Raw genomic sequence first — 17133 nt, 5'->3', positions numbered from 1 at the left:
GTTGCCTGTATGAACATTCCCGCCGACGGGATTGGAATGCACCTCTACACCATGCGCGAGGTGCTGGCCGAGGACTATCCGGGGACGCTGAAGCGGCTCGCCGGGATCGGATATCGCACGATCGGGGTGAGTGGGCGGTTCGACCACTCCGCCGCGGAGATCAGGTCGTTCGCCGATGACGCCGGGCTGTCGATCGTGCTCGAGCACGTCGGCTACAACCGGATGACCGACGACTGGGCCGGCGCGCTGGCCGACGTGAAGACGCTCGGCGGCAAGTGGATCGTCGTACCGTCGGTTCCGGCGGAGCTGCGGTCGGTGGAGGGCTTCCGTACGGCGGCAGCCGCGTTCACCGAGGCCGGCAAGGCCGCCCGTGATGCCGGGCTGAAGCTGCTGTTCCACAACCACGGACACGACTTCACCGAGGAGGACGGGCAGATCCGGTTCGACATCCTGCTCGAGGTGGATCCGGAGCTGCTCGGCTTCGAATTCGACCTGTACTGGGCCGTCGAGGGTGGCCAGGACCCGGCGAAGTACTTCCAGGAGCACCCCGGCCGGTTCCCGGCGCTGCACGTGAAGGACATGGCCGCGGACGGCTCGTGGGAGGACGTCGGCGCGGGCAAGCTCGACTTCGGCGCGATGTTCCAGCACGCCTCCAAGGGCGGGGTCGAGCAGTGGCTGGTCGAGCACGACAAGCCGGGCGACGCGTGGAAGTCGGCCGAGCGGAGCTACCGCGGGCTGACCGAGATCCAGTACTGATCGCGCCTTGACAAACGCTTAACCGGGTCAGATTTCGTCACAGGTGCTCACGCCGGGTGAGATCGGCCTATTCTCGATCCGTGCCCCAAGAGCCTGTGGTCCGGCTAACGGCTGTTCGCCGCCTGTACGAGGTGAGCGCGCGGATGGGCGCCGGCCGCAGTCTGGCCGAAACCCTGCAGGCCGTCGTCGACGGTGTCGTCGACGGCCTCGGGTTCGGCATCGCCCTGCTCAACCTGCGGCACGAGGACGGGAAGTTCGAGGTGATCGCGGTCGCCGGCTCCCCGGAGGCACGCGAGGCCCTGCTCGGCACGGTCAGTGCGGCGGACATCTTCGACGCCGAGTTCGCGATCGCGGACCAGTGGGGCGGGCTGCGGTTCGTGCCGCACGAGCGACTGCCGGAGGGCGAGGTGGTCGGCTGGGTTCCCGACGTACCGGTGTCCGACGATCCGGACGCATGGCATCCACTCGACGCGTTGTTCGCGCCGCTGTACTCACCGGATGGTGAGCTGCTCGGGATGCTCGCGGTCGATCTGCCCGAGGACCAGCGCCGGCCGGGGCCGATCCACCGGGAACTGCTGGAGATCTTCGCCACCCAGGCCGGGCTCGCGATCGACAAGGCCCGGCTGACCGATCAGCTGCGGGCCGAGAAGGCGCGGCTCGAGGCCAGCGAGACGACGTTCCGGATGGTCTTCGAGGGCGCCGGGAACGGGATGGCCACGGTCGCCTTCGACGGCCCGGAGCTGGGCCGGATCCTGCGGGTGAACGCCGCCTTCTGCCGGATCACCGGGTACGCCGCCGACCAGCTGCTCGGCGCCCGACTGGTCGACTTCCTGCTCGAGGAGGAACCGGACCAGACCCGGCGCGAACTCGAAGCAGTTGCCGCTGGCAACGGTGCGTACCGGTTCGAGCGGATCTTCTCGCCGCCCACCGGTGCCGAGATCTGGCTCGGTGGTACGGCGGCCATCGTCGAACAGGGCGACGGTCAGCCACGGATCCTGTTGATCCAGATCGACGACGTGACCGCCCGCAAGGACGCCGAGCGCGAACTCCGCCACCACGCGGCCCACGACCCACTCACCGGCCTCCCGAACCGCCGGCACCTCCAGCACCGCTTCCTCTCGGTCCTGGAACGCACCCGCTCCACCGGCCGCCCCGGCGCCTTGCTGTTCTGCGACCTGAACCATTTCAAACTCGTCAACGACGGCTACGGTCACGAGGCCGGCGACCGGGCTCTCCGCGAGATCGCCGACCGCCTCACCGCCGGCGTCCGCCACGGCGACACCGTCGCAAGACTCGGCGGCGACGAGTTCGCCGTACTGGCCGAAGACATCGCCGGCGAAGACCTGGCCGCCCTCATCGCCCGTCTGGAAGCCGCAGTAAGCCGCCCCCTCCCCAACATCGCCGTCCAGGTCACCACCAGCATCGGCACAGTCCCCATCACCCCCGACTCCACCGACCTCGACACCCTCCTACACCAAGCCGACCAAGCCATGTACACCGCCAAACACAGCCGCGACTGATCAGGCGCCGGGTACGTCGGCGACGGCGTCACGTGGTCGCTGTGGCCGCGGGAGATCGAGGATGAGATCCTCCCACTCTGCCGTTGAAGGCCTGATCAGGCCTGGTGCACGTGCGGCTTGCGGTCCTCGACGACGTACGTCGCGCGGGTGCTGATCGGGGCGTCCGGGGTCTGGACATAAGGGACGACCCGGAAGTCGGAGCGCCACTGCTTCTCGTTCACCGTGACGCGGACGTAGCCGCGCTGGTTGTTGAAGAATTTCAGGTGCGGGTTCGCGGCCAGGAACTGCTGGCCCTGCTCGGTCGTGTCGGCACCGTCGCCGCCGCTCGTGATCGACGTACCGACGAACTCGGTGCCGACCGTCGACGAGTCGGGGTTGGCGAAGTCGCGCTTGAGTTCGAGGGCGTAGTTCTGGTGGCGATCGCCGGTGATCACCACCAGGTTGCGTACGCCGCTGTCCTGGGCGGCCGCGAGTACCTTGTTGCGCTCGGCAACATAACCGTCCCAGGGATCCAGCCAGACGTGGGTTTCCGGGCCAGGGGTCCAGTCGGTCTGGCCCATCGGGGTCTGGTTGCTGATGACCTGCCAGCGGGCGTGCGACTTGCGGAACCCGTCCAGCAGCCAGGCGCGCTGCTTGCCGCCGAGCATGGTGTTGTCCGGGTTGAACCGGTCGTCACACGTGGACGAGTCGCCGTCGCCGCACGGCTGGTCGGTGCGGTACTGGCGGGTGTCGAGGATGGTGAAGTCCGCGAGCCGGCCGTACGGGAGGCGGCGGTGGTACCGGATGTCCGGGCCGGCCGGCATCTGTGCGTGCCGCAGCGGCATGTTCTCGTACAGCGCCTGGAACGCCTGTGCGCGCCGGGCGCGGAAGACGGCCGGGTCCTGGTCGGGTTCGGTGTCGGCCTGGGAGAGGTCGCCGGCCCAGTTGTTCTCGACCTCGTGGTCGTCGAACGTGTGGATCCACGGGTGGGCAGCGTGCGCGGCCTGCAGTGGCGCCTCGGTCTTGTACAGCGCGTACTGCAGCCGGTACCGGGCCAGGTCGAAGGTCTCGGTGTGGAACCGCGGGTCGGTGGTCACGCCACGCTTGTTCGTCTTGACGCCGGACTCGTAGATGTAGTCGCCGAGGTGGACGACCAGGTCGAGGTCCTCGTCGGCCATGTGGTCGTAGGCGGTGAAGTACCCGTCCTGCCAGGCGTTGCAGGACGCGAACGCGAACCGCAGGTCCCGCGGGCTGGTGAACGGGTGCGGGGTGGTCCGGGTCCGGCCGATCGGCGAGACCTCGTGGCCGGTGCGGAAGCGGTAGTAGTACACGTGGTCGGGCAGCAGGCCGCGGACTTCGGGGTGGACCGAGTGACCGAGTTCCGGGGTCGCGACGACGCTCGACCGGCGGACGATGTGCCGGAAGTTCTCGTCGTACGCGAGCTCGTACTCGACCCGGACCGGCCGGGCCGGCATGCCACCCTTGCCGTCGACGGCGTACGGGTCGGTGGCGAGACGGGTCCACAGCACGACACCGTCGTACGCCGGATCGCCTGAGCCGACGCCGAGGGTGAACGGGTTGCCGGTGCCGGACGGGGCGGCGTACGTGGTCGAGGCGTCCCAGGCCCCGGTGCCGAGCAGTACGGCGGCACTGCCCGCACCACCCAGGCCGAGGAAGCGACGGCGTGAAACGGACATGGGTTCCTCCTGGAGGGCGGGTTCAGGTGGGAAAGCCCCGTCAGTGTTCAGGCGCCGGATGTCTCACAGTTGGTCGGTAAGTTAACGGCGATCTCCGATGAATCGACCGGCAGGCAAGATGTCCTCATGCAGACTGACGAGCGGGTACGACGTGCGCGGCCGGACGATGTCCCGGCGCTGGTGGAGCTGATCTACAGCCTGGCCGAGTACGAACGCGCCCGCGACCAGTGCCACGTGACCGCGGAACAACTGCAGACCGCCCTGTTCGGTGACAAGCCCGCGGTCTTCTGCCACGTCGCCGAACACGAGGGCGAGGTGGCCGGCTGCGCGATCTGGTTCCTCAGCTTCTCCACCTGGCGCGGCGTCCACGGCATCTACCTCGAAGACCTCTACGTCCGCCCCGAAACCCGCGGCACCGGCCTGGGCAAAGCCCTCCTCACTGCCCTCGCCCAAGAATGCGTAACCCAAGGCTACGAACGCCTCGAATGGTCAGTCCTCAACTGGAACACCCCCGCCATCAACTTCTACAAATCCCTGAGCGCCGGCCCCCAGGACGAATGGATGGTCTACCGCCTAACCGACGAGGCCCTCACCCAGCTAGGCTCGTGACCCACGGAAACTCCTGATTCAGTTCGTCGATCACGTCGCGCTCCCGGCCCTTCCCGAAGGCGCCAAAGGTGAGGACGATCGCGTCGAGCGCGGCACGCAACGGATCATTGGAGTGGACCGCGAAGAGCATGGTCGAGAGCTTCTCCATGGGGTCGAGATCGTCGTCCCAGCCCCATTGCCGCGTGACCAATCTGGCACCCGGTTGGTCCCCTCCGATAGGTCCCCGCAGTTCGCCGGCGGTGCGGAGGAGATCCCAGAGGTCGTCGCCTCGATCCATCCCATCGAGGGCGGCGGCGACCCACTCGAGCTGGCTCAATCCCGCAGCCTGCATGGCACGCCGTGCAGCCCACCTCGCGATGAGCCGCAGGTGCGCTGGATAGGTACGCACCAACCCGTCCACCAGCGACCGATCGAGGCGGGCCACCTCCCGCGCCGTCGATGACACCTCCCGCAGCCGCGCGGTCGGGAGCGTTCCGCCCCACGATTCGGCTTCTTCCGCGAGCTTCCGCTCCTCGGCGAGGCGGGCCTTCTCTCGCTTCTGTTCTGCGAGCTGTGCTGGGGTCGGTTGCTCTTGCGCGTACTTGTGGCGGTACGCCGCTTGCTTGCTGGTTTGTCTGATCACACGATCCGGCGCAGGCGGTGCCGGCCAGAATTGCAGCAGGTATCGGTCGACCAGCGGGTCGTCCTCCATCGGTGGGCCGGCCTGGTGGCCTTCGTCCATGCCCCAGGCGGAGTACCGCACCCGGTAGCTTCTGTCCTCCAGGTCCAGCGGCCAGCGCCCCTCGCCACCCCAACCTTTCAGTGCAGCGTCACCAATCGGTTGGTACGACGCCTCGACGATCTCTTCTGCGTCGTGCTCGACCGATCGCGGCATCGCGTCGTGTACCTCGACCGTGAACCCGACCTTGCCGGTGTGCAGGCCGGTCATCAGGAACAACTTCCCTGCCACCGCGGCGCCGCACAACCCGTTGCGTTGGCCGGCGAAGCATTCACCGAGGTCGGCGTTGCTGTCCGCGCTCTCGACGTAGATCTGAGCGTAGGCGACCCAAGCGCGCCCGCTCATCACCGTTCGAACCATGGATCCCCCCAGGCGTTGTCGTTGCAGATCCTACGATGTGGCCGGGGATTCAGAATCCAGGTTGATTGCTGTCATCTTTTCTTGCTGTTGGAATACCGAGTCTCGGCGCGCAACGCTGGGTGCATGTCCCCAGATACGAAGACCACGCGGCGGATCGGTGATGTTGAGGTCAGTGCTATCGGGCTCGGCGGGATGCCGATGTCGATCGAGGGCCGGCCCGACGAAGCCCGGTCGATCGCGACCATCCACGCCGCGCTCGACGCCGGCATCACCTTCATCGACACCGCCGACGCGTACCACCTGACCGCGACCGACGTCGGCCACAACGAGTCCCTGATCGCCGGCGCCCTCGCGTCGTACGGCGGTGACACGTCGAACGTGCTCGTCGCCACCAAGGGCGGCCACCTGCGCCCGGGCGACGGCAGCTGGACCGTCGACGGCTCGCCGAAGCACATCTTCGAGGCGGCCGACGCCTCGCTGAAGCGGCTCGGGGTCGAGGCGATCGGGCTGTACCAGTTCCACCGGCCCGACCCGAAGACGCCGTACGAGGACTCGGTCGGCGCGATCCGGGACCTGCTCGACGCCGGCAAGATCCGGATGGCCGGCATCTCGAACGCGAACCCGGACCAGATCAAGCAGGCCAACGAGATCCTCGGCGGCCGCCTGGTCTCGGTGCAGAACCAGTTCTCCCCGGCGTTCCGGTCCAGCGAGCCCGAGCTCGAGCTGTGTGACGAGCTCGGTATCGCGTTCCTGCCCTGGGCGCCGCTCGGCGGCATCTCGAACGCCGGTGACCTCGGCAGCAAGCACCCCGCCTTCCACCAGCTCGCCACCGAGCTCGGCGTCAGCCCGCAGGTCTTGACGCTCGCCTGGCTGCTGGCAAAGTCGCCGTACGTCATCCCGATCCCTGGCTCCAGCCGGCCGGAAACGATCCGCAACTCCTACACCGCGCTCGACCTGCAGCTCACCCCCGACCAGGTAGCAACCCTCGACGCCGCCTGATCTCACCGCCGGGTCGCTGGAATAAGACCCCAGCGACCCGGCGTTCGGTGTGCCGTGGAAGACATGCGTGCACTCAGTTATGGCCTCGGCCGGCAGTACTTCGAGGAGCGCGACTACCGGGGTGCGATCCGCGCCCTGGCGCCGGTGGTCGAGGAGACGCCGGACGACGTCGGCACCCGTCTGCTCCTGGCCCGGGCGTACTACCACGCCGCGCTGCTGAAGCCGGCCGAAGAACATCTCCTCGAAGTGATCGAACGCGAGCCGACCGAGTACTACGCCCACCTGATGCTCGCGCGCACCCTGGAACGCCTGTCCCGCCGGGACGAGGCCAGCAAACACCGTCGTATCGCCGCCGCCCTCACCGGCGACGACGAGCTGCTGCGACCACACAGCCTGTAACCCGGCCACGACCGACGGCCCGCGATCCGCTTCCGGATCGCGGGCCGTCGGCGTTTGCCGGGGGAGGATGGAATGAACACGCCGGGGATTGGTGTTCTGATGGACAGAGTAGTTTAATAGTGAACTACCTAGGTGAGGAGGACGGATGCAGTTCGGTGTGTTCAGCGTCGGGGACGTGACCGAGGACCCGACGACCGGGACGACCGTGAGCGAACGCGAGCGGATCAAGGCGATGATCACCATCGCCCAGAAGGCCGAAGAGGTCGGGCTGGACGTGTTCGCCCAGGGTGAGCACCACAATCCGCCGTTCGTGCCGTCGTCACCGACGACCATGCTCGGGTTCATCGCCGCGAAGACGTCGAAGCTGATCCTGTCCACCGCGACCACCCTGATCACCACCAACGACCCGGTGAAGATCGCCGAGGACTACGCGATGCTGCAGCACGTGTCCGACGGCCGCGTCGACCTGATGATGGGTCGCGGCAATACCGGCCCGGTCTACCCGTGGTTCGGTCAGGACATCCGCAACGGCATCGGCCTCGCGATCGAGAACTACGCCCTGCTGCGCCGGTTGTGGCGCGAGGACGTGGTCGACTGGGAAGGCAAGTTCCGTACGCCGCTGCAGGGGTTCACGTCGACCCCGCGACCACTCGACGGCGTACCGCCGTTCGTCTGGCACGGTTCGATCCGCTCACCCGAGATCGCCGAGCAGGCGGCGTACTACGGCGACGGGTTCTTCCACAACAACATCTTCTGGCCGGTCTCGCACACCGCGCGGATGATCGAGCTGTACCGCACGCGCTTCGAGCACTACGGGCACGGCGCCGCCGACCAGGCGATCGTCGGACTCGGTGGGCAGGTCTTCATGCGGAAGAACTCGCAGGACGCCGTCCGTGAGTTCCGGCCGTACTTCGACAACGCCCCGGTCTACGGACACGGGCCGTCGCTGGAGGACTTCAGCCGCGAGACCCCGCTGACCGTGGGCAGCCCGCAGGAAGTGATCGAGCGGACGCTGACGTTCCGAGAGCACTTCGGCGACTACCAGCGGCAGTTGTTCCTTATGGACCACGCCGGGCTGCCGTTGAAGACCGTGCTGGAGCAGCTGGACATCCTCGGCGAAGAGGTGGTTCCGGTGCTGCGGAAGGAGTTCGCGGCGAAGAAGCCGGCCCACGTGCCGGACGCGCCGACGCATGCTTCACTGAAGGCCGCCGCCGAGCGGGCGCACGACCTGGAGACGATCGAGGAGCCTTCGGTATGACCGAGCGGAAGATCGCCGTCGTGACGGCCGGGCTGACGACACCGTCGTCGTCCCGGCTGCTCGCCGACCAGCTGGCGACCGCGGTCCAGGACGAGCTGTCCGGGCGCGGGATCACGTCGTACGTCGAGACCATCGAGGTGCGCGACCACGCCCACGACCTGACGAACAACCTGCTCACCGGCTTCCCGACGGGCTCACTGCAAACGGTCCTCGACACGGTGACCTCGGCCGATGCGTCGATCGTGGTGAGTCCGACCTTCAGTGCGTCGTACTCCGGTCTCTTCAAGATGTTCTTCGACGTCCTCGACGACCAGGCCCTGGCCGGCAAGCCGGTCCTGCTCGGCGCGACCGGCGGCACCGAACGGCACTCGCTGGTCCTCGATTACGCGCTGCGCCCACTTTTCGCCTACCTGAAGGCGCTGCCCACTCCCACCGGCGTGTACGCCGCCTCCACCGACTGGGGACCCAACGCCGCCAAGCTCCGCACCCGCATCACCCAAGCCGCGACCGAACTGGTCGCCGCTCTTCAGCACGACGCGCCCACTCGCACCGACCCCTACGAGAACCCGACCCCGTTCGAGGACCTGCTCAACAACGGCTAGTCGATCAGCAGCCCGATCCCGTCGAGGATCCGGGTCAGGCCGAAGCTCAACGCGTGGGCCGGGTCGATGACGGACTGGAACTGTTCGCCGACCGCGGTGCCGACGCGGCCGGCGAGGGGGAAGTGCTGGGCGCTCCCCGACATCACATGGGTGAGGGTCGGCGAGATCTGACGCCACCACTCCTCGTCGGTGAGGCCGGAGTCGCGTTGGGTGCGAAGTTGTTCCGCGCCGGCGCGGGCGGTGCCCTGGACGTGGGTGAGGACCAGGGTCAGGGCGGAGTCCATCTCGACGTCCGTCAGTCCGATGCCGTCGAGCGGTCGTAGCTCGGCCTCGTATTTCAGGGTGACGTTCGGGCCCAACGCCGTACGCATCGTCGGGACCTCGTGGATCCACGGGTGCTTGGTGAGGACGTCCCAGTTGCGGTGGGCGATGAACTCCAGCGCCCCGCGCCATCCACCGGGCTGACGGGCCGGCTCGTCGACGTCGGCGTACAGATCGCCGTACACGCGGTCGAACATCAGGTCGGTCAGCTCACCCTTGCCGGGCACGTGCGTGTAGAGCGACATCGTGCCGGCCTTCAGCCGCTCGGCGACCATCCGCATCGAGACCGCCTCGAGCCCCTGCGCGTCGGCCAGCTCGACCGCCACGTCGACGATCGCGCGGACGGTCAGGCCGGAGCGGCCGGGCTTCGTGTGGCTGCCCCAGAGCAGCGCCAGACTGCGCGCCGGATCAGGCGTAGCAGCCTTCTTTCCAGTCAACGGGAACATTCTCCAGCCGGTCGTCGTTGTCCCGATCGTACCTGAGCCGTACAGTGTACGGTACACTCTACGACTCAACCTGGGCGAGAGGTGGGAAGTGACTACGGAACGTGTGATCGAGGCCGTCGACGTACGGAAGCACTACAAGGGCGGCACCGAGGGGGCAGGTCTGAACGGTTTCGACCTGGAGGTCACGGCCGGCACAGTGACGGGCCTGCTCGGCCCCAATGGCGCCGGCAAGACGACGGCGGTGCGGATCCTGTCCACACTGCTGGAGCTGGATTCCGGTACGGCGACCGTCGCGGGGTACGACGTACGCCGCCAAGGAGCCGAGGTCCGGCGACGGATCGGGCTGGTCGGCCAGTACGCCGCCATCGACGAGATCCTGACCGGGCGGCAGAACCTGGTGATGTTCGGCCGCCTGAACCACCTGGGCCACGCGGCGGCGGTGCGCCGGGCGGACGAGCTGCTCGAACGGTTCAGCCTGACCGAGGCGGCGGGTCAGGCGGTCAGCAAGTATTCCGGCGGGATGCGGCGGCGGCTGGACCTCGCGGCCAGTCTGATCGTGGCACCGGCGGTCCTGTTCGTGGACGAGCCGACGACCGGTCTGGACCCGGCCGGGCGGCTCGAGGTGTGGTCCGCCGTACGGCAGCTGGTCGACGGCGGGACGACAGTACTGCTGACGACGCAGTACCTGGAGGAGGCGGATCAACTGGCGAACCGGATCTCGATGCTCAAGGCCGGCAAGGTCGTTGCCGAGGGCACCCCGGACGAGCTGAAGACACAACTGGGATCGGACTGGCTGGACATCGTGCTGGTCGACCCGGTGGAGGTAGGGCGAGTCGTCGAGATGGCGGGATCCCTTGCGGACGGGGAGATCCGGGTGCAGGACGGGCGGATCAGCGTGCCGGTGAAGGACCGGACTCGCGCGCTCGTGGTGATGGCGAACTCATTGCATGAGGCAAAGATCGAACCGGAGGACATCACGTTACGCAGACCGACGTTGGACGAAGTGTTCCTGCAGCTGACCGGGCCGGAGGTGACGGCATGACGGCCTTCGGTTGGGCGCTGGCGGACAGTTGGACGATTGCGCGGCGGACGCTCGTCCACTGGCGGATGCAGCCGGGGCTGGTGATCTTCAGCTGGGCGTTCCCGGTGCTGATGCTGTTGATGTTCGGCGGGTTGCTCGGTGGCGCGATGGACTTCCCGGAAGGCGAGTCGTACTACGAACTGCTCGTACCCGGGATCTTCGCGCTGGCGATGCTGTTCGGGCTCGAGGGCACGATGACCGCGGTCACGACGGATGCGTCGAAGGGCGTGACGGACCGGTTCCGGTCGTTGCCGATGAGCTCGGCGGCGGTCGTGATGGGGCGGTGCATCGCGGACATGCTCGATTCGGTGGTGACACTTGTCGTGCTGGCCGGGACCGGGCTCGCACTCGGTTGGCGGTGGCATGAAGGGTTGCCGTCCGCGGTGGCTGCGTTCGGGTTGCTGTTGCTGCTGCGGTTCGCGTTGCTGTGGGTCGGGATCTTCATCGGGCTGAGCGTGAAGAACGCGCAGAGCGTGACGATGGTGCAGGTCCTGGTCTGGCCGGTCGGATTCCTGTCCAGCACGTTCGTCGCCACCTCGACCATGCCGTCCTGGCTCGGCACGATCGCGCAGTGGAATCCCTTGTCCGCAACGGCAACAGCCTCTCGCGCCCTGTTCGGCAACGCCGATCCGTCGGCGACGGCGACCTGGATCGGCACCCATGCCGAGGTCGCCGCGATCATCGCTCCGCTGCTGCTGACCGCGGTCTTCCTGCCGCTGTCGGCGCACCGCTTCCGCACGTTGTCTCGCTGATGCGAATCTCCCCCACTCACCAACCACCGATCCCAGGCTCCCCGTGAGCGTGAAGGGAAGCCCAGGACCGGTGTTGGTGAGTGGTGGGAGTCCGCCTACGGCATCAACTGGCCGCCGTTGACCTCGATGATCTGGCCGGTGACATACGACGCCATCCGGTCGGAGGCGAGGAACAGGATCGTGCCGACACATTCGTGCGGCGTGCCGGTGCGGCCCATCGGGATCGTGCCGATCATCGCGGTCATCTGCTCGTCGCCGGTGTGGCGCTCGTGGAATGGGGTCTTGATGACGCCCGGCGAGATCGCGTTCACGCGGATTCCGTCCGGGGCGAGCTCCTTGGCCAGACCTCGGGTGAAGGTGCTGACGGCACCCTTGCTGGTCGCGTACACCACCGACCCGCCGCCACCGCCGTGCCGGCCGGCGATCGAGGTCACGTTCACGATCGCGCCACCGCCCTGGCCGCGGAACACCGGTACGACCCGGCGGCTGAGCGCGAACACCGAGGTCAGGTTCACATCCAGGATCCGGTGGAACTCCTCGTCCGCCACCTCGGCGACCGGCGACCGGTTGACGAGGTCACCGGCGTTGTTCACGAGTACGTCGATCCGCCCGTGCTGCGCGAGTACGTCGTCGATGAAGGCGTCGGCCGACTTCGAATCAGCCAGGTCCGCCTGGTGCAGGGACGCCGTACCGCCGGCCGTCTGCACCGCGCCCACGGTGTGCTTGGCGCCCTCCTCGTTGCGGTGGTAATGCAGCGCCAGCGTCGCCCCGGTCTCCGCGAACCCCACCGCCGCCGCGGCCCCGATCCCACTACTGGCCCCGGTCACCACCACAACCTGATCCCTGAAATCCAGATATCCCATGCGCCCTATCCTCTCCCGACTTTGTCCAGTCATGCCGCCCCCCTCTGCCTGAGAACTCGCGGGGCGTTCCCTGTCCGTTGACTAAGAACGCGCCGTACAGGGGTTTACTGACGGTGAGGCGGCGGTAGATTCGAATGATGGGATACGCGCTCGGGCAGCTGGGGTTGCGGCGGTGGCGGACGGCTGATGCGTTGCGGCTGGCCGCGGCGCACCAGGATCCCCAGATGCGAATGCAGGTCGGGGTGGTCGACCGGGCCTCCGCGGTCGACTGGATCGGCCGCGTCGCCGACCTGGACAACGGGCATGTGTACGCCGTAGCCGACGCCGAGGACCACCCCATCGGGTGCGTCGCGGTCACGAACATCGACCGCCATCAAGTCGGCTGGACCTGGTACTGGACCCTCGCCGACGTCCGCGGCCACGGCGTAGCCCGGGACGCACTCCGCGCCCTGGCCGACTGGGCCCACCACGACGCCGGCCTCTACCGGCTCGAACTCGGCCATCAGATCGATAACCCAGCCTCCTGTGCGGTCGCCGCCGGCGCCGGTTTCCTCCCCGAAGGCGTGGAACGCCAACGCCTCGCGTACGACGGCTCCCGGCACGACGTGGAACGCCACGCCCGCCTCCTCACAGACCCCCTGACCCCACCCCAACGCCCAGTCTCCATCGCGAGCTGACAAAACTGTCGGAGTCCGCGGCTACGGTCTGGGCGTGATCAGCTACGACCTGGTGCTGACAGACCAGCCGACCGATGCCGACACCGCCGCCGTGTCCGACGGCCTGGACGAGTTCAACCTCGCGGCCGCCGGAGTCCAGGATCGGCAGCCCCTTGCCGTGCTCGTGAAGGACCCGGACAGCGGCCGGACACTCGGCGGGCTGACCGGCCGGACCTCGCTCGGGCTGTGGTTCGTCGACCTGCTCTACCTACCGGACTCACTCCGCGGATCGGGGCTCGGGGGCAGGATGCTGCAGCAGGCCGAGACCGAGGCCCGCCGGCGGGGATGTGTCAGCGGTTTCGTCTACACGATCAGTTTCCAGGCGCCAAAGTTCTACAAACACCACGGCTGGACTGAGTTCGGTCGGATCCCCACCGAATCACTGGGCATCAGCCGGATCTTCCTCACCAAGACCCTCGACTAGAGCGTCAGCTTGGGGTGACGGTTTACGTCTTTGTAGAGGAGGTAGCGGAAGGGGCCGGGGCCGCCGGCGTAGCAGGCTTGGGGGCAGAAGGCTCGGAGCCACATGAAGTCGCCCTCCTGGACCTCGACCCAGTCCTTGTTGAGCAGATAGACAGCCTTGCCTTCGAGCACATACAGCCCGTGTTCCATCACGTGGGTCTCCGGGAACGGGATGACCCCACCGGGCTCGAAGCTGACGATGTTCACGTGCATGTCATGGCGTACGTCATCCGGATCGGCGAACCGCTGCGTCTTCCAACGCCCCTCGGTGCCCGGCATCTCCCGCCCCTCGACCTCAACCTCGTTCGTCACGAAGGCATCAGGCACGTCGATCCCGTCGACCCGCTCATAAGCCTTACGCACAAGGTGAAAACTAGCCACCGCATCGCTCGTGTTGCGAACAGTCCAGTCCCCACCCGGCGGCAGGTACGCATACCCACCCGGCGCAAGCGCGTGCTTCTCGCCGGCAACCGTGAGTACCAAGTTGCCCTCGACAACAAACAGGACGACCTCGGCGGCGGGATCGGTCTCCGGCCGATCGCTCCCACCACCGGGCGCGACCTCGACGATGTACTGCGAGAACGTCTCGGCGAACCCGGACAGCGGCCGCGCGATCACCCACAACCGGGTGTCGTCCCAGAACGGGAGCCGGCTGGTGGTGATGTCGCGCATGGTGCCGCGCGGGATGACGGCGTACGCCGTGGTGAAGACCGCGCGGTCTGTGGTGAGGTCGGTCTGCGCGGGCAGCCCACCCTTCGGGGAGTAGTAGCTCATCGTGATGCTCCTCGGGTCAGCAGGCGGCCGCGCGGGCCGGCGTCGATGTCGACGGGTTCGCCACGCAGCCAGGTGCTACGGACGACGCCGTCGAGCGTGCGCCCGTCGTACGGCGTGATCGCGTTCTTGTGCTGCAGGATCTTCGCGTCGACGACGAAGCTTTCGTCGGGGGCGAGGACGCAGAAGTCGGCGTCGGAGCCGATCTCGATCCGGCCCTTGGTCGACAGGCCAACCTGGGCGGCGGGGGCGGCGGACATCCAGCGTGAGACGTCGGTGAGGCTGAAGCCGCGGCGGCGGGCCTCGGTCCAGATCGCGGAGAGGCCGAGCTGAAGCGAGGCGATGCCACCCCAGGCGGTGCCGAAGTCGCCGGTATCCAGATGCTTGAGGTCGATCGTCGACGGTGAGTGATCGGAGACGACCAGGTCGATCACGCCGTCGCGGAGACCGTCCCAGAGGAGCTCGCGGTTTGCGCCTTCACGGATCGGCGGGCAGCACTTGTACTGCGTCGCGCCGTCGGGGATCTCCTCCGCGGTGAAGCTCAGGTAATGCGGGCAGGTCTCCGCCGTGATGCGTACGCCGGTTTCGCGAGCGCGCGCGATCTGCGGCAGAGCGTCCGCGCTGGACACATGCAGGATGTGGACGCGGCAACCGGTGCGGCGAGCGAGCTCAACAACCTCGGCGATGGCGGCGTTCTCGGCGGCGCGCGGGCGGGAGTGCAGGAACGCGGGATAGCTGGCGCCCTCCGGTGGCGGAGCGTCGTCGATCCGGTGAGCGTCCTCGGCATGCACGATCAGCAGGCCGTCGAACCCACTGATCTCAGCCATCGCAGCCTCGACCTGCTGCGCGTCCAACGGCGGAAACTCGTCCACGCCGGAGTGCAGCAGGAAGCATTTGAACCCGAACACGCCGGCGTCGTGGAGTGGCCGGAGCTCGGGCACGTTGCCCGGGATCGCCCCGCCCCAGAACCCGACGTCGACGTACGCCTGGGTCTGGGCGGTTTTTCGTTTCAGGTCCAACGCGGGTACGTCGCAGGTCGGCGGGATGCTGTTGAGCGGCATGTCGACGATCGTCGTGACACCACCGGCGGCAGCCGCCTTGGTGGCGGAGGTGAAGCCTTCCCACTCGGTCCGGCCGGGGTCGTTGACGTGCACGTGGGTGTCGACGAGGCCGGGCAGCAGTACTTCGTCGTCCGCGAGGCGTACGTCGGTGGCCGTGGCGAGGTCGGCGTCGTACGGCGCGATGGCAACGATCCTGCCGTCACGTACGCCGATGGCACAGGCCTGCTCGCTCCCCGCCCGCACGGTCCGGCGAGCCCGGATCACGAGGTCCAGCGCGTTCACGCGATGCCCCTCTCAGTCTCGTTCATCGTAAGGTGATCAACCGCGATCCGTTCCCCAAGCCGCTCGAGCAACGGCCGCGGCTCCGCAATGCACTTCCGCACATCCGACTCAAGATCAGTCAACGCGTACGCCGCCAGCACACCGGCCGACCGCAGTTGCTCAGGGCGCAGCCGGTTCACACCACACACCGCAACAATCGGGATCCCGGGGGATGCGACTGCTCGGGCTGCTGCGGCCACACCGGCTACAGCCTTGCCGTGGAGCGTCTGCTCGTCGAGCGCGCCCTCCCCAGTGACCACGAGGTCCGCGCCCGCCAACTGGCCGTGGAAGCCGACGAGCTCCAGCACTAGCTCGATTCCCGGCCGCAACTCGGCTCCCAGCAGGGCGAGCGCAGCGAAGCCCACCCCGCCCGCGGCACCCGCGCCCGGCGTGTCCCGCAGGTCCTGCCCAGTCGCCTCGGCCACCTGATCAGCCCAGCGGCTGAGTGCCGCATCAAGCTCCACCACCTGCTCCGGGGTGGCGCCCTTCTGCGGTCCATAAACAGCGGCCGCGCCGGTCGGCCCGGTCAGCGGGTTGTCGACGTCGCACGCCACCACAACCTCCACGCCCTTGAGCCGTTGGCGCAGCGCGGGCAGGTCGAGCGGGCTCCCAGTGAGAGCCTCTACCAGCCCAGCGCCACCATCGGTAGACGCACTCCCGCCGATCCCGAGGATGACGCGCGTACATCCGCCGTCGATCGCCGCGGCGATCACCTCGCCCGTTCCCCGGGAGGTCGCGGTCATCGGAGCCGGCCGGCCACCGGGCAAGCGGACCAGCCCGGAGACATCAGCCAACTCCACCACCGCAACATCACCCCGACGAGCGAACCCACTCCGCACCAGCTCCCCCGTGGGACCCGAGGCGGTTACCGGGACGAGCTCGAAGCCAGACGCGATGGCGGCCGACAACGTGCCGTCACCACCATCCGCCACAGGGATGCTGACCACGGTGGCGTCGGGCCGGACTCGCCGTACGCCCCGACCCACCGCGGCTGCTACCTCATCGCTCCCGACACTTCCCTTGAACTTGTCAGAAGCAACAATCACCTTCATCAGTCGAGCAGGGCCAACGCGGTCGGCGCATCTTCGGGGCTCTCGGCAACATCCTCGAATTCGGTGATGTTGTTGATCTCGAGCCCCATCGAGACGTTGGTGATGCGCTCGAGGATGACCTCGACGATGATCGGGACCTGGTGCTCGACCATGAGCTTCTTGGCCTTCTCCAGCGCCGGCAGGATCCCGTCGGGCTCGGAGACGCGGAGTGCCTTACAGCCAAGGCCTTCCGCGACCTTCACGTGGTCGACGCCGTACCCGTTCACCTCGGGGCTGTTGATGTTCTCGAAGGACAACTGCACGCAGAAGTCCATGTCGAACCCGCGCTGCGCCTGCCGGATCAACCCGAGGTACGAGTTGTTCACCACGACATGGATGTACGGGATGTTG

19 protein-coding genes are annotated in these 17133 nt (G+C 67.7%); 11 read left to right on the top strand and 8 right to left on the bottom strand.

The window, feature by feature from the left end; genetic code table 11:
* Window positions 1–9 precede the first annotated feature (9 nt).
* Together AB0L70_RS07150 and AB0L70_RS07145 are read left to right on the top strand one after the other, a co-directional pair.
* A complete protein-coding gene (locus AB0L70_RS07150) occupies window positions 10–756 on the top strand; it encodes a sugar phosphate isomerase/epimerase (RefSeq protein WP_363680963.1) in 747 nt (248 codons plus the stop codon).
* A gap of 80 nt (window positions 757–836) precedes the next feature.
* Complete coding sequence (locus AB0L70_RS07145) at window positions 837–2276, top strand: diguanylate cyclase (RefSeq protein WP_363680961.1); 1440 nt, start codon at window positions 837–839, stop codon at window positions 2274–2276.
* Between the two features lie 95 nt (window positions 2277–2371).
* Here the strand turns inward: AB0L70_RS07145 and AB0L70_RS07140 are convergent, their stop codons facing one another.
* Window positions 2372–3952: an alkaline phosphatase D family protein gene (locus AB0L70_RS07140; RefSeq protein WP_363680959.1), complete on the bottom strand. Its 1581-nt coding sequence runs from the start codon at window positions 3950–3952 to the stop codon at window positions 2372–2374.
* Window positions 3953–4078: 126 nt separating this feature from the next.
* Between AB0L70_RS07140 and AB0L70_RS07135 the strand changes: the two genes are divergently transcribed.
* Window positions 4079–4561 carry a GNAT family N-acetyltransferase gene (locus tag AB0L70_RS07135; protein WP_363680958.1) on the top strand — a complete coding sequence of 161 codons (483 nt, stop codon included), beginning with the start codon at window positions 4079–4081 and terminating at the stop codon, window positions 4559–4561.
* Here AB0L70_RS07135 and AB0L70_RS07130 read toward each other — a convergent pair.
* Window positions 4542–5624, bottom strand: a complete 1083-nt coding sequence (locus AB0L70_RS07130) for a hypothetical protein (RefSeq protein WP_363680957.1) — start codon at window positions 5622–5624, stop codon at window positions 4542–4544. The genes AB0L70_RS07135 and AB0L70_RS07130 overlap by 20 nt on opposite strands.
* A gap of 138 nt (window positions 5625–5762) precedes the next feature.
* Here AB0L70_RS07130 and AB0L70_RS07125 point away from each other — a divergent pair, with 138 nt between their 5' ends.
* The 4 genes from AB0L70_RS07125 to AB0L70_RS07110 all read left to right on the top strand — a co-directional run bounded on the left by AB0L70_RS07125 (window position 5763) and on the right by AB0L70_RS07110 (window position 8897).
* A complete protein-coding gene (locus AB0L70_RS07125; protein ID WP_363680956.1) occupies window positions 5763–6638 on the top strand; it encodes an aldo/keto reductase in 876 nt (291 codons plus the stop codon).
* 63 nt (window positions 6639–6701) lie between these two features.
* Window positions 6702–7037 (top strand): tetratricopeptide repeat protein, encoded by a 336-nt coding sequence (locus tag AB0L70_RS07120; RefSeq protein ID WP_363680955.1) that lies wholly within the window; start codon window positions 6702–6704, stop codon window positions 7035–7037.
* Between the two features lie 145 nt (window positions 7038–7182).
* On the top strand, window positions 7183–8295 hold the full coding sequence (locus tag AB0L70_RS07115) for an LLM class flavin-dependent oxidoreductase (protein ID WP_363680954.1): 1113 nt from the start codon (window positions 7183–7185) through the stop codon (window positions 8293–8295).
* Entirely contained in the window at window positions 8292–8897 is a 606-nt protein-coding gene (locus AB0L70_RS07110) for an FMN reductase (protein ID WP_363680953.1), read from the top strand. Before AB0L70_RS07115 ends, AB0L70_RS07110 begins: the two co-directional genes overlap by 4 nt.
* Here AB0L70_RS07110 and AB0L70_RS07105 read toward each other — a convergent pair.
* Window positions 8894–9655, bottom strand: a complete 762-nt coding sequence (locus tag AB0L70_RS07105) for a TetR/AcrR family transcriptional regulator (RefSeq protein ID WP_363680951.1) — start codon at window positions 9653–9655, stop codon at window positions 8894–8896. The genes AB0L70_RS07110 and AB0L70_RS07105 overlap by 4 nt on opposite strands.
* 97 nt (window positions 9656–9752) lie before the next feature.
* On the opposite strand from AB0L70_RS07105, the gene AB0L70_RS07100 reads away from it, so the two are divergent.
* Both AB0L70_RS07100 and AB0L70_RS07095 read left to right on the top strand, forming a co-directional pair.
* The gene (locus tag AB0L70_RS07100; protein WP_363680949.1) at window positions 9753–10706 is read left to right on the top strand and encodes an ATP-binding cassette domain-containing protein; all 954 of its coding nucleotides are present in this window, start codon (window positions 9753–9755) and stop codon (window positions 10704–10706) included.
* On the top strand, window positions 10703–11497 hold the full coding sequence (locus AB0L70_RS07095; RefSeq protein ID WP_363680947.1) for an ABC transporter permease: 795 nt from the start codon (window positions 10703–10705) through the stop codon (window positions 11495–11497). Before AB0L70_RS07100 ends, AB0L70_RS07095 begins: the two co-directional genes overlap by 4 nt.
* Window positions 11498–11592: 95 nt before the next feature.
* Here the strand turns inward: AB0L70_RS07095 and AB0L70_RS07090 are convergent, their stop codons facing one another.
* Window positions 11593–12360 carry a glucose 1-dehydrogenase gene (locus tag AB0L70_RS07090; RefSeq protein ID WP_363680945.1) on the bottom strand — a complete coding sequence of 256 codons (768 nt, stop codon included), beginning with the start codon at window positions 12358–12360 and terminating at the stop codon, window positions 11593–11595.
* 137 nt (window positions 12361–12497) lie between these two features.
* On the opposite strand from AB0L70_RS07090, the gene AB0L70_RS07085 reads away from it, so the two are divergent.
* Entirely contained in the window at window positions 12498–13037 is a 540-nt protein-coding gene (locus AB0L70_RS07085) for a GNAT family protein (RefSeq protein ID WP_363680943.1), read from the top strand.
* A 34-nt stretch (window positions 13038–13071) separates the two neighbouring features.
* Window positions 13072–13500: a GNAT family N-acetyltransferase gene (locus AB0L70_RS07080; protein ID WP_363680941.1), complete on the top strand. Its 429-nt coding sequence runs from the start codon at window positions 13072–13074 to the stop codon at window positions 13498–13500.
* Here the strand turns inward: AB0L70_RS07080 and AB0L70_RS07075 are convergent.
* From AB0L70_RS07075 to AB0L70_RS07060, 4 genes are all read right to left on the bottom strand, one after another.
* Window positions 13497–14312 (bottom strand): bifunctional allantoicase/(S)-ureidoglycine aminohydrolase, encoded by an 816-nt coding sequence (locus tag AB0L70_RS07075; protein ID WP_363680939.1) that lies wholly within the window; start codon window positions 14310–14312, stop codon window positions 13497–13499. The genes AB0L70_RS07080 and AB0L70_RS07075 overlap by 4 nt on opposite strands.
* Window positions 14309–15652, bottom strand: coding sequence for an allantoinase AllB (gene allB / locus AB0L70_RS07070; protein ID WP_363680937.1), 1344 nt, complete (start codon window positions 15650–15652; stop codon window positions 14309–14311). Before allB ends, AB0L70_RS07075 begins: the two co-directional genes overlap by 4 nt.
* Window positions 15649–16743 (bottom strand): glycerate kinase, encoded by a 1095-nt coding sequence (locus tag AB0L70_RS07065; protein ID WP_363680934.1) that lies wholly within the window; start codon window positions 16741–16743, stop codon window positions 15649–15651. The genes allB and AB0L70_RS07065 overlap by 4 nt, the downstream gene beginning before the upstream one ends.
* A partial coding sequence (locus AB0L70_RS07060) for a thiamine pyrophosphate-dependent enzyme (RefSeq protein WP_363680931.1) occupies window positions 16743–17133 on the bottom strand: 391 nt, incomplete at its 5' end. The genes AB0L70_RS07060 and AB0L70_RS07065, both read right to left, overlap by 1 nt.

Source organism: Kribbella sp. NPDC051952, from assembly GCF_040680855.1.
GTDB lineage: Bacteria > Actinomycetota > Actinomycetes > Propionibacteriales > Kribbellaceae > Kribbella.
This window is presented reverse-complemented; position numbering and strand designations above follow the sequence as displayed.